Genomic DNA, 12617 nt, shown 5'->3' on the forward strand with positions numbered 1-12617 from the left:
ATCAGGCCTCCAGCCGCTGTTCCCGCTGGGCTTCGATCTGCTCGATGCGGCGGGTGATGTTTTCCAGGTTGACGTCTTCGACGTCCTCGACGACCAACACGTGAGCGCCGGACGCGCGGGCTGCACGAATGCCGTTCTCGTTGTCCTCGACGATCAGGCACTCATCGGGAGACAGACCGAAGGACTGGATGGCCTTGGTGTAGATGTCCGGCGCCGGCTTGGGGCTCTTCACATCTTCATTGGACAGCTTGAGGTCCAGGTACTGATCCAGGCGCGCCTTCTCCATCATCACCTCGACGGTGTTGCGGATGGAGTTGGAGGCCACCGCCAGCTTGTAGCCACGATTCTTCAGCGAGGACAGGGCGTACTGGTGATTGAAGGTCGGCTTGCACTGGGAGTAGACGATTTCCATCGTGTACGCCTGCTTCATCTCATTGATGAAGTTGTGCAGCTCGACCGGCAGATCATGCTCGACGCTGAGCATGTTGAGCTTGCGCGAGGTGGGCAGGCCATCGTAGGTCGTCAGGTGGTCGTGGCGGCTGATGGTGTGACCGAACAGATTCAGGGCCTTGTTCAGCGCTTCGTAGTGCCAATCCTTCGCTTCGATCAGCACGCCATCCATGTCGAAAATCACAGCTTTAATCATGAGTTCAGTCCTTGAAGAAAGATCGAGCGGCTTCAGGCAGATCGGTGCACAGCGTCAGATTCACCGCACCCCGGAATTCGGCCAGCAATTGCCACTGGGCCAGGTGCTCGCGGCCATGCAGCTCGGAGGAAACGACACATACCTGCTTGCCAGTGGCGAGCAGATCGGCGAGTTGCTGGTGCGAGTACCACTCACTGCCGAAGCTATCCAGCCAGATGCCATCGGCCTCGTTCAGCCATGCGGGGGCCGGCTCGACTTCGCTCAGGCGCGTATAGGTGCGGATACCCGCGGCGAGGTAGCTGCGCATGTCCGGCACGGCCATGTCGAAAACGAACCAGTTGCTGTGGCCATGGGCCTCGAACGCTGCCTTGAGCGGCTCGCACAGGCCGTCGGCCTTGATGTTCATGGCCAGCGGCAGGTTGCGCCCGGCCATGATCTGCAGCAGCTCATCCAGGGACATCTCGCTGCCGTCGGGCATGTCATGGGAAATGACCAGGCGCCCGGCGACATCGCGCACGTCGGTCTCGGTGCCGAAATCCAGGTCGAAGGAGCGCTCGAATGCCACCTTCAGATTGCGCTCAGGCTTCTCCAGCCAGTAGCCGCGATGGCTGATGATCTGCATGATCAGCGCCCTGCGGTGGCCGCCTGGCTCACCGGCAGGCTGAGGAACAGGTTCAGGTCCGCGGGAATGCCCAGGCCATACATGCCTGCGCCTTCGGACCCGATGCTGTAGTGCACGATATGGGCATCGTCGCCGATCATCTCGTTGTAGGCTGGCGCCACGTAGAACTCGCCGTTCACGCGCAGGTTCTTGTCGAACATCGACTCGATGGCGGCGATCAACTGGCGGCCGCTGCGGAAGTTGTAGATGCCCACGGTCGCCTCATCAGAGATGACTTCCTTCTCGATGACGCGGTCGATGCGGCCGCCGTCATCGAAGCCGACGAAGGACCACTTCGGATCGTCGGCTTTCATGGTCATGATCAGGCCATCGGCCTGCTGCTCTTCCATCGCGCGCAGATAATCATTGATATCGATGTCCACATACTGATCGCTGTTGGCGATCATTACCGGGTCGTCGGAATCGATCAGCTCCTTGGCGGCGTAAACCGTGCACGCCGCACCTTCGGTGAGCCCGTTCAACTCGACGATGGCACAACCCGGCGCCCAAGCCTGCAGCTTGTCTTTCAGGCCGTAGGCCTCAACATGGGCAGCCTGGCAGATGAAGATGAAGCGGTGCTCGCAGGCCGGGGTGAGGTTATCGATCACTACCTTGATCATCGGTACGCAATGCACCGGAATCAGGGGCTTGGGATCCTTGTAACCTGCAACCGCGAAACGGCTGCCGGCACCTGCCATGGGAACTACTATGTTGAGCATCTGCTTCTCCTTCACTTGCGCAGGATGAATTCGTCGTACGCGTCCATGACTTCGTTGGCCGGGCCGAGCATCTGTACGCGCCCGTCCTTCAGCCAGCACACACGGTCACACATTTCTCTGATGCGATTGGAGTCGTGGGATACGAACACCACCGTCTGATTGCCGTGCATCATTTCCCGCATCGTGGCTTCTGCCTTCTCGCGGAAATGACCGTCCCCGACGCTCAGTACCTCGTCCAGGAGGATGACGTCAGGGCGCGAATACTTGGAGATCGCGAACCCCAGGCGGGCTCGCATGCCGGTGGAGTAATTGCGCACCGGCTGTGAGGCGGCGTCGTGGAGTTCGGCGTAATCGAGAATCTCGCCGGTCAGCTCGCGCATGCGCTTGCGGCTCATGCCCATGAGCATGCCGCTCAGAATGATGTTGTCGCGCGCATCGAGGTTGTCATCGAAGCCCAGTTGCAGGTTGAGCAGCGAGATGCTCGACGCACAATGGCTCAGGCGACCGCGAGTCGGCTGGTAGATACCGGCGAGCACCCTGAGCAAGGTGCTCTTGCCCGCGCCATTGCCGCCCACCACGCCAAAGGTTTCGCCACGCGCGATCGAGAACGAGATGTCATGCAGCACGGTAGTCTGGCCGCGGGAGAACAGACGCAGACCATTGCGGAACGAGAGCGACAGACTCTCGGCTGTCAGTACGGCCACGTCTGTCATTTGCTCAACGCCATCGCATAGGAGTTCCTGTTACCGGCGACGAACAACACCGCCAGCACAAAGATCGCCACGGCGCCGCAGAACAGGGCAAGAAGGTCTTCCAGTTGCGGTGCGCGGCCGTACATCAGCACATCCCGGTACTGCGAGAGGAGCAGAGCCAGCGGGTTGAGATCGAGCAGGATTTGGAACTGCTGCGGTATGTTCTCCTTGGCATAGAACACGCCGGAAGCGAACATCAGGAACTGCAGCCCGGAGGAAATCAGGATTCGCAGATCTGGCAGGAAGGGGATCAGGCCGGCGACGAAGACGCCGAGTCCCGCCGTGATAACCAGTTGCACGAACGCGATGAGCGGCAGATAGAGCCACAGCCAGGACGGCGTGAATCCGGTGGCGCACAGCAGCCCCAGAAGCAACGCCACCACCAGCGACTCCTTGACCAGATCCTTGAACACGGACGTCAAGGGGAAGATCAGCGGATCAACCCTGCAATGCTCGAGAATGTGTTTTTTCTGGTAGATCGCATCGGTGCAGTTCATCACGCTCTTGTTGAACCAGGTCCAGAACGTCACACCGATGATCAGGAATACGGCGAAGTTCTCCACCTGGACGCGCAACAGGTGCCCGAAAACCGCGTAGTAGATAAGCAGCAGGAACAACGGTTCGAGAACCCACCAGGCGAAGCCCAGGCGCGTTCTGGTCGATTCGGATTTCAAGCCAAGCCTGGCTCGCTCCGCAGATACCTGGACTGCCGACCAGATACCCTGTCCTCCCCCTAGCTGGAAACGCACAACCCACCCTCACACTTTTTCAAGGCCGAGTGCCGCCACTCCGCGCAAAGCAGGCTTGAAAAGCGCGCTTACGGAGCCCAGAGCATCAAGGCAAAGCTCCACCGAGCAAACCGCCGTTGGCTGCCGGTGAATACCCCATTTACCGACGCCAGACGCGCCGGAGTTTTTCAGCAAACCGCAGAGATAGCTCTGCTTCGAAGTCCCGCAATTGGGCGGCGAGCTCGTGCTCGTACGCCTTCACGATCAACGCAACGAGGGACAATCCGATGCTTGCAGGCACCGGGTCAGCAATCAGTTCGTGCGAAACGCTTCAGATTGACCGGTGCGGCGACTTCAACTGCGGGGGCCATGGCTTCGACGTAGTCGAAAAGACCTGGGGCGAAGAGGGGTTTCCAGATGACGCATTCCCTTACATCCCGAAAACAGCAGAAACGCTTCACATCAATGTGAAGAAAACATTAAGCCCAAAAAATACACTGAAATTGTAAGAAATTTCTGAGTGCTGGCACCATGATACCCTCCCAAATGCGCGTTCGGGTAGGGGAAATTGCTGCACATTCGTCGAGTAGTTATTTCAGGATGAGTCTGAATCGAAATCCGAACCCAGCCTCAAGACAGCGGACAAATCCCACAAGAAGACAGCAATTTCTCTGATAATAGATGCACAATTCTGCAAACTAGCCACTCATCATCTTGTGAGTCAGAACTCGTCTGCCCAGCAAGCCGAAACGCAATATCTCCCTGCGGGCCCGCAGACACGAGTCACGATTGAACCTCCGCCTCCACCCAGCATCGCTCTCCCCCTCCTGGTGCTTCCGTCCATTGCTTCAGCGAGCGCGTCGGCAGGTCGAAATATTCCCTGGTGCGCGAGTAGCCTTGCCCCCCCATGCGGCCAATCGCATCAAGGCCGAGCTGGTCGATATAAAGCGTGGCCGGGTCGATCAGGTCGTCGCGCACGTGGGCCATCAGCACTTCGCCGAGGATGATTTCCCGCGACTGGCCGATGGACAGCGCCATCATCCGCCGGCACTCCAGCGCCACTGGCGCCTCGCCAATACGCGGGCAGCCGACGCGGGTGCCGGGGACGGCGGTGAGGCCGGCGACGACCAATTCGTCGAAGCCCGGCTCGAAGGGCACGGCGCAGACGTTCATCGCCTCCACCAGCGCATCGGAGACGATGTTCACGGTGAACTCCTGGTTGTTGCGGATGTTCAGCGTGGTGTCCTTCGGGCTCAAGTCGCTGTAGTTCTCTACGCCCAGGGCGAGGATCGGCGGGTCGGCCGAGAGCGCATTGAAGAAGCTGAAAGGCGCGGCGTTGGCGCGGCCCTGGGCGTCGATCGTGGTGACCAGGGCGATGGGCCGGGGCACCACGCTACCGATGAGAATTTTGTACTTCTCGCGGGCAGACAGCTGCTGGAAGTCGAAGCTGAGCATGGGGTAGTCCTTTAGTGGGCGCCCGGTGCGTGGGCGTCGAGCATCGGCGCCTCGGCGCTGTAGTCATCCGCGAAGGGAATCGCGGAATGGAACAGCGTGCGCCACGGCCGGTTGCCGAAGGCACGGTCGGCGTGGTGCTGCATCTGCTTCTGGAACAGTTCATCCGCGCGGCGTTGCAGGTCGGCGTAGTCGACGCCGATCACCTTCCCGTCCTGCATCACGCTGCGACCGTCGATGAAGCTCGCGACGCAATCGTCGCCGCGACCGGCGGTGAAGAGGTTCTTCAGCGGGTCGAAGAACGGGCCCTGGTGGAAGGCTCCGAGACGGAACACCGTGATGTCGGCGCGTGCGCCGGGGGCCAGGCGGCCAAGATCGTCGCGACCCAGCGCCTGGGCACCGCCGAGCGTGGCCGCGTTGTAGAGATCGAGCATGCGCGTGTGCTCGGCGTTGCCCTCCATCACCCGCGCGATGTTCAGACCCTGGCGCAGGTTGTCGAACATGTCCGCCGGGAAGGTATCGGTGCCCATGGCGAGGTTGATGCCACGCGCGCGGTAGCGGCCGAAGGAATCCAGGGCGTCACCTTCGCGGGCGAACACCACCGGACAATGCACCAGGCTCGCACCGCTGTCGGCGAGGCGCTGCAGGTCGCCCTCGCCGCTCACCAGGATGCCGTGGGGCAGCACACTGCGCGGGTTGAGCAGGCCGTAGCCATCCAGCCATTGCAGCGAGGACTTGTCCCGCAGACGGCGCACCAGATCCACTTCGTAGCGCGACTGACAGCAATGCAGGCGCAGCGGCGCATTCAGTTCGCACTGCACGGCGGCGGTACGCTCCAGCAGCGCCGGGGTACAGGTTTCGATACGATCCGGCAGTAGGGCGCCACGCACGAGTCCGTTGTGGGCACCGTCGAAGTCGCGGAAGAAGCGCTCGGCTTCGCCCAGTCCGGCCAGGCCGGCGGCTTCATCCCAATGCTGCGCGGGGCTGCCGTCGGCACGGGCATAAGTCATGCCGCTCATGTAGCAGGGGCCGAGGTAGGTGCGCAGGCCAAGTTCACCGGAAAGCGCAGCGACTCCGGCGAATTCGTCGTAGTGCTCGGCCCAGCGCCGGTAGTACATGGAAGTGATCGGCATGGCGGTGGTGATGCCGTTGCGGATCAGCTGGGTGAAGGCATAGCGGTACTTGAACAGCTCCTCGTCCGGGCTGTAGCACTCGGTCGGCCCGGCGCACAGGTAGCCCTCGGACCAGACGCGACCCATGTTCCACTCGGCGCCGTTGTCCAGAGTGAGCACCGTAGAATCGAGATCACCAAGGGCGTCCAGGTCGATGAAGCCGGGGCCGATCAGCGCGTGGCCGTAGTCGATCCACTGGCTGACTTCGCCGGGGAAACCGCGCCCGACGAAGACGATCTTCCCGCCCTCGAACACCACTTGGCCGTGGCGCCACAGCACATGCTGGCGGCCATCGAAGCCAACCACGAAGCTGGCTTTCAACCCGATGCGTGGAGCGGTCACCGGCGAGACTCCAGAAGACGGCCGTGCTCGGCGATCAGCTTGCCGGCCTTGAACACCTGGCGCTGCGCCGGACGGGCGACCACGGCTTCACCGAGGGTCGCGACCTGCAGCAAGAGGAAGTCCGCCGCGGCGCCGACGTCGATGCGCGCCTGCTCGCGGCCCAGTGCGCGGGCGCCACAGGCACTGGCAGCGTCGAAGGCGGCGGCCAGATCATCGTCCTTGCACAGGTCGAAGCGGAAGGCGAGGAACATGGCGCGCTCGAGCATGTCGCCGTTGCCCAAGGGCGACCAGGCGTCACGGATGCCGTCGGAGCCCAGGCACAGGTTCACACCCGCTTCGCGCAGGGCGAGGAAGGGCGGCACCGGGGTGTCGGCCGGCGCCGAGCTCATCAGTGAAATATTCAGTTTGGCCAGACGCTCAGCCAGCGGCTTCACCTGCCCCCAGGGCGCCATGCCCATGCAGTAGGCGTGGCTGATCATCACCTTGCCCTGCAGGCCGTGGCGCTCGGTGTAGTCGGCAATTCGGGCGATCTGCCAGAGGCCCAGTTCGCCCTTGTCGTGAAGGTGGATATCGACGCCACGACCGAACTCCACGGCCAGGCCGAAGACGATATCCAGCTGGGCGATGGGGTCGTCGTCGATGCCGCAGGGGTCGAGGCCGCCGACGTTCTCCACGCCCAGTTGCAGCGCCTCGCGCATCAGCTCGGCGGTGCCGGGGCGGCTGACCAGGCCGGTCTGCGGGAAGACCACGAACTCCATGTCGATCAGGTCGGCGTAACGGTCGCGCAGCGCCATCATGGCCTCGACGTGGCGCAGACCCAGCTCGGGGTCGGTGTCCACATGGCAGCGGAAGGTCAGTGAGCCTCGGGCGATGCAGTGTTCCAGCAACGCGCCGGCGCGGGCGGCGATGGGCGCCTCGATCTCGCGCAGGACGCGGCGTTCGTTGGCGATGTAGTCCTTGAGCGTGGGGCCGGCGCTGTTGGGGCGCCAGGGTTGGCCCCAGAGGGTCTTGTCCAGGTGGCAGTGGCTTTCCACCAATGGCGGCAACAGGAGCTGGCCGGCACCGTCGATATCGCTGCCTTGCAGCCCGGCATTGCTCGCGGGGCGACGCTCGGCGATGCGGCCGTCACGGATGAGGAAGTCTTCCGCGGCGTTGCCCAGCGGTCGGATGTTGCGCAGCCAGTAGCTTTCGGTCATGGGGACCTCGAACAGAAAGCGGATTAAAGACGTAGGGCGAATAACCGCTTGTAGTTATCCGCCGATGAACTTGGCGGCGGATAAAGCGTTCCGCTTTATCCGCCCTACGAAAAGCGAAAGCGTGCCGGGCCCCGTCATAGGGCCCGGCCACCCATCAGCCCTTGAGCTTGGACCAGATGCGGTCCTGCAGCTCGCGGGACTTGTTGCTGCATTCCTTTTCCAGGCGCAGGCGCTGGGCGTATTCCTCGGGCATGTTGATGGCGTCCATCACCTTCCACTTGGCGTCGAGCAACTTGTCGGTCTCGATGCCATTGGAATAGGCGATGGCGTTGGTCACCGCGGCGGCGTTCTCCGGCTTCATCATCCAGTTGATGAAGACCTTGGCGTTCTCCGGGTGCGGTGCACTCTTGGGCACGGCGAAGTTGTCCTGGAAGGAGGCCACGCCCTCGCGCGGATAGACGTACTTGATGGTGCTCTTCTGCAGCGTGGCGCGGGCGGTGGAGCCGTTCCAGTTCTGCATCAGCACCACTTCGCCGGAGGCCATGCGGTCCACGGTGTTGTCCGAGCTGTACATCTTCAGGAAGGGCTTCTGCTTCTCCAGCAACTCGAGAATCTTCTTCGCATCCTGCGGATTCTCGGTGCACTCGTCGACGTTCAGGTAATGCGCAGCGGCGTTGATCAGGCTGCTCGGGGTATCCAGCGCGGCGACCTGGCCCTGTAGCTCCGGACGCGGTTCGAAGAACTCCTTCCACGAGTCATCCAGCTTGCCGCCCGGCACCCGCGCGCTGTCGTAGGAGAAGCCGGTGGTGCCCCACAGGTAGGGCGCCGAGAACTTGCGGCCCGGGTCGAAGGCCGGATCGCGGAACGCCGGCTTCACGTACTGGAAGTTGGTGAGCTTGGGGGTGTCGATCTCCAGCAGCAGGTTCTGCTTGATCAGCGACTGCATGATCGAATGCGACGGCACGATCACGTCGTACGTGGCACCGCCGGCCTGCAGCTTGGCCAGCAGCGTTTCGTTGCTGTCGTAACCATCCATGGTGACCTTGATGCCGGTCTCCTTCTCGAACTTGGCCAGCAGTTCCACCGGGTAGTAGTCGGTCCAGTTGTAGAAGAACAGCTGCTTGGGCTCCTCGGCCTGGGCGATGCCAGTGGCCAGCAGAGCGAGGGACAAACCGGCAAGGCCGTGACGCAGGGCATTCAACTTCATGGGATTCTCCAGAAACAAAAAGTCCGAAAGAAAAGGTCCGAAAGCAAAAGGTCCAAAAGCGAAAGGTCGACAGTCGTTATCAGGCGTCGGGTTTGCCGCGCTGGCCAAGCCAGTACGACAGCACCACGAGGACGATGGAAATCACCAGCATGAGCGTCGAGATCGCATTGATCTCAGGTGTTACCCCGGCCTTGATGGCCGAGAAGATGTAGACCGGCAGCGTCGTCGAGCCGGGGCCGGCGACGAAGAAGGTCATGATGAAGTCGTCGAGGCTGACCACGAACGCCAGCACCCCGCCCGACAGCACCGCCGGCCAGAGCAGCGGCAGCGTCACCCGGCGGAACACCTGGTAGGGGCTGGCGTAGAGGTCACCGGCGGCTTCCAGCAGGCTCTTGTCCAGGTCGTTCAGACGCGCGCGGATTGGCAGGTAGGCGAAGGGAATGCAGAAGCCGACGTGGGCGACGATCACCGTCATCAGGCCCAGCTTGATCCCCAGCGACATGAACAGCAGCAGGGTGGCCACCGCGATGACGATCTCCGGCAGGATCAGCGGCAAGTTGATGCCGCCCTCCACCAGCCGCCGTCCGTAGAACGGCCGCGAGGTCGCCAGCGCCGCCGCCAGCGCGATCGCCGTGGACAGCACGGTGGCGAAACCGGCCACTACCAGCGAGTTGAACGCGGCGGCCTGGATCGACGGGTTGACCACAATCTTGCCGTACCAGGCAAAGGAGAATTCGGTCCACACCGTGGCCGAACGGTTGGCGTTGAAGCTGTAGCCGATCAGCACAAGGATCGGCAGGTACAGGTAAGCCAGTACCAGCAGGCTGGTCTCGCGGGTGCCGGGCAGTTTCTTCAGGTGCTGGGCGATCATGCGGAGGTGCCTCCCAGGTGGACGGACTTGGCCGCCTTGCGGCTGTAGAGGGCGAATCCGATCAGCGCGAACAACATGATCGCCAGCAGCAGGAACGACAGTGAGCCGCCCAGGGGCCAGTTGCGCGCGGTACCGAACTGCTGCTGGATCAGGTTGCCGATCATCAGCGTCTTGCCGCCGCCGAGGATAGCCGGGGTGATGAAGGCGCCCAGGCTCGGCACGAACACCAGCAGGGCACCGGCGACCACGCCGGGCATGGACAGCGGCAGGATCACCCGCTGCAACGCCTTCCAGCGGTTTGCACCGAGGTCATAGGCGGCCTCGACCAGACGCCAGTCGAGCTTCTCCAGGGTCGAGTAGATCGGCAGGATCATGAACGGCAGGAAGCTGTAGACCAGGCCGACGCAGACCGCGAAGTCGTTGTACAACAGGGTGATGCCGCCGGCCTGGGGGAACAGCGCGTTGACCGACTGGGCGATCCAGCCGTGCTCGCGGAGGATGATCAGCCAGGCGTAGTTGCGGATCAGCAGGTTGGTCCAGAACGGGATGGTGATCAGCAACACCATCAGGTTGCGCGACCGCTCGCTGAGGCTGGTCATCCACAGCGCCACCGGGAAGCCGAAGAGGAAGCACAGCAGCGTGGTGCCGCCGGCCTGGAACAGCGAACGCAGCAGCGCCTGGGCGTAGACCCAGTTGAGCTCCAGGTTGCCGTCGAAGTCCTCCTGGAAGAACAGTTGCACGTAGCTCTGCAGCTGCCAGCTGGCGTGCCAGTCGACGCCGCCATAGACGTTGCGCGGCAGCAGGCTGATGTAACCCATGATCGACAGCGGGATGGCGATCAGCCCCAGCAGCGTCAGTGCCACGGGGCTCAGCAGCAGCAGGCGGCGCGTGGTGGGTGACTCGTTCATGCTCAGGCCTCCATCAGCAGGCAGGCCTGGGGCGGCAGGTGCACCGCGACGGCCTCGCCGACATCACGGGCGCGGCCGCCCTCGTTGCTCTCGCGCAGGGTGATCTGCGAGGCATCGGGCAGACGGCAGCGATACAGCGTGGCGGTGCCGACGTACATCACTGTCTCGATCACCGCGCGCAGATGGTGCGGCTGCGACGGATCGACCAGTTTCGAGCGCTCCGGGCGGAAGGCCAGTTGCACGCTGTTCTGGTCCAGTCCCTCGGGCACCTGGCAGTGAATCTCCGCCGGCATCGCGTTGGGATGGAAGGCGCCCTGGCGCATCTGTCCGGGGAGGAAGTTGATGTCGCCGATGAACTGCGCGACGAAGCGATGCCGCGGGCGTTCGTAGATTTCGTTGGGTGTGCCGATCTGCATGATGTTGCCGTGGGACATCACGGCGATGCGGTCGGACAGGGTCAGCGCCTCTTCCTGGTCGTGGGTGACGAAGATGAAGGTGATGCCCGCCTCTTCCTGCACGCGCTTGAGCTCGACCTGCATCTCCTTGCGCAGCTTCAGGTCCAGCGCCGAGAGCGGCTCGTCCAGCAGCAGCACCGAAGGCTTGGGCGCCAGCGCGCGGGCCAGCGCCACGCGCTGCTGCTGGCCGCCGGACAGTTCGGCCGGCTTGCGCCGCGCCAGGTGCTCCATTTGCACCAGGGCCAGCATCTCCTTCACGCGAGTCGGGATCTCGCCGCGGGAGAGGCCCTGCATTTCCAGGCCGAAGGCGATGTTCTCGCTCACCGACATGTGCGGGAACAGGGCGTAGCTCTGGAACACGGTGTTGATGCGGCGGCGGTACGGCGGCAGGTCGTTGACCCGCTCGCCACCGACGAGGATGTCGCCGGAGGTGACGTTCTCGAAGCCGGCGATGCTGCGTAGCAGCGTGGTCTTGCCGCAACCCGACGGGCCCAGCAAGGTGAAGAACTCGTTATGGGCAATGTCGACCGAGACCTCGTTGAGGGCAGGAGCGACGTTCGGATCGTCGGTGTAGCGTTTGCTGACCCGACGCACCTCAACGGAAGACGAGTGATTCATTTTGGTGCATTCCTCTTGTTTTTGTATGCAATATTTGAATGCAACCTAGAAATAACTGATGTATTTTTCTTCTGCAACTGGTTTTGCACGGACGGATTTGCGGCATCCTTTCCAAGTTCAAGAAAAAGGCGGAGTCGCTCATGACGGAGAAACACCCTGAGTCCACGGTGGAACGCGTCTACCAAGGGGTTTACGAGGCAATCAGCAAGCGCAGCCTGCGCCCTGGCATGAAGCTGGGCGAAGCGGCGCTGGCGGAATTGTTCAAGGTCAGCCGCACTTCGGTGCGCGCGGCGCTCAAGCAACTGGAGGCGGACGGACTGGTGTCCACCGCGCTCAACAAGGGGGCATGGGTGTCGCTACCCAGCGACGAGGAGATCCGCTCGCTGTTCGAAACCCGGCGACTGATCGAGATCGGCATCGTCAGCGAACTCTGTCGCCGCGCCGATAGCGCGATCCTCCAGGACCTGCGCGACCACGTAGCGCTGGAAGAAGCGGCCCACGACCATGACCACGCGCAGTTCGTCCACCTGCTCGGTGAATTCCACCTCAAGCTCGCGGCGGCGCTGGGCAATCCGGTGCTGCTGGACTTCTTCCGCAAGCTGATCGAGCGTGCCTCGCTCTACGCCACCACGCTGGACGACGGGCACCACGAGACTTGCCGGGGCAACGAGCACCTGCGACTGATCGAGTACATCGAGGCCGGCAACCAGGCGGCAGCCATCGAACTGACCTGCATGCACCTGAACGCCATCGAGCAGGCCATCCTCAAGGCGGCGGGGAACCTGAAGGCGGACTACCATCCGCTCAAGCATCTGATCAACAACGCGGCGAGCTAGAAGAACACTGTAGGAGCGGGCCATGCCCGCGATCGCGCGCGTGGCGCGCTCCAA

The 12617-nt window shown here is 62.7% G+C and carries 13 protein-coding genes; 1 reads left to right on the forward strand and 12 read right to left on the reverse strand.

Features of this window, described 5'->3' with window-relative positions:
• Position 1 precedes the first annotated feature (1 nt).
• The 12 genes from GA645_RS24460 to GA645_RS24515 form a co-directional block, all read right to left on the reverse strand.
• A complete protein-coding gene (locus GA645_RS24460) occupies positions 2–646 on the reverse strand; it encodes an HAD family phosphatase (protein WP_152226262.1) in 645 nt (214 codons plus the stop codon).
• Between the two features lie 4 nt (positions 647–650).
• Entirely contained in the window at positions 651–1268 is a 618-nt protein-coding gene (locus tag GA645_RS24465) for a phosphodiesterase (protein WP_152226264.1), read from the reverse strand.
• 2 nt (positions 1269–1270) lie between these two features.
• A complete protein-coding gene (locus tag GA645_RS24470; protein ID WP_152226266.1) occupies positions 1271–2026 on the reverse strand; it encodes a glycosyltransferase family 2 protein in 756 nt (251 codons plus the stop codon).
• Positions 2027–2037: 11 nt separating this feature from the next.
• Positions 2038–2739, reverse strand: a complete 702-nt coding sequence (locus GA645_RS24475; RefSeq protein WP_152226268.1) for an ABC transporter ATP-binding protein — start codon at positions 2737–2739, stop codon at positions 2038–2040.
• Positions 2736–3452 carry an ABC transporter permease gene (locus GA645_RS24480; RefSeq protein WP_178119593.1) on the reverse strand — a complete coding sequence of 239 codons (717 nt, stop codon included), beginning with the start codon at positions 3450–3452 and terminating at the stop codon, positions 2736–2738. The genes GA645_RS24475 and GA645_RS24480 overlap by 4 nt, the downstream gene beginning before the upstream one ends.
• Positions 3453–4289: 837 nt before the next feature.
• Entirely contained in the window at positions 4290–4961 is a 672-nt protein-coding gene (locus GA645_RS24485) for a flavin reductase family protein (protein ID WP_152226272.1), read from the reverse strand.
• Positions 4962–4972: 11 nt separating this feature from the next.
• Entirely contained in the window at positions 4973–6472 is a 1500-nt protein-coding gene (locus GA645_RS24490) for an amidohydrolase family protein (RefSeq protein WP_152226273.1), read from the reverse strand.
• Positions 6469–7668 (reverse strand): amidohydrolase family protein, encoded by a 1200-nt coding sequence (locus GA645_RS24495; protein WP_152226275.1) that lies wholly within the window; start codon positions 7666–7668, stop codon positions 6469–6471. Before GA645_RS24495 ends, GA645_RS24490 begins: the two co-directional genes overlap by 4 nt.
• Before the next feature lie 154 nt (positions 7669–7822).
• Positions 7823–8875: an extracellular solute-binding protein gene (locus GA645_RS24500; protein WP_152226277.1), complete on the reverse strand. Its 1053-nt coding sequence runs from the start codon at positions 8873–8875 to the stop codon at positions 7823–7825.
• A gap of 79 nt (positions 8876–8954) precedes the next feature.
• Positions 8955–9746, reverse strand: coding sequence for an ABC transporter permease (locus tag GA645_RS24505; RefSeq protein ID WP_152226279.1), 792 nt, complete (start codon positions 9744–9746; stop codon positions 8955–8957).
• The gene (locus GA645_RS24510) at positions 9743–10654 is read right to left on the reverse strand and encodes an ABC transporter permease (protein ID WP_372239771.1); all 912 of its coding nucleotides are present in this window, start codon (positions 10652–10654) and stop codon (positions 9743–9745) included. The genes GA645_RS24505 and GA645_RS24510 overlap by 4 nt, the downstream gene beginning before the upstream one ends.
• Positions 10655–10656: 2 nt before the next feature.
• Positions 10657–11727: an ABC transporter ATP-binding protein gene (locus GA645_RS24515; protein ID WP_152226283.1), complete on the reverse strand. Its 1071-nt coding sequence runs from the start codon at positions 11725–11727 to the stop codon at positions 10657–10659.
• Positions 11728–11867: 140 nt separating this feature from the next.
• Here GA645_RS24515 and GA645_RS24520 point away from each other — a divergent pair, with 140 nt between their 5' ends.
• Positions 11868–12563 (forward strand): GntR family transcriptional regulator, encoded by a 696-nt coding sequence (locus tag GA645_RS24520; RefSeq protein WP_152226285.1) that lies wholly within the window; start codon positions 11868–11870, stop codon positions 12561–12563.
• Positions 12564–12617: the final 54 nt, after the last annotated feature.

It is taken from the genome of Pseudomonas sp. SCB32 (genome assembly GCF_009189165.1).
Taxonomy (GTDB): domain Bacteria; phylum Pseudomonadota; class Gammaproteobacteria; order Pseudomonadales; family Pseudomonadaceae; genus Pseudomonas.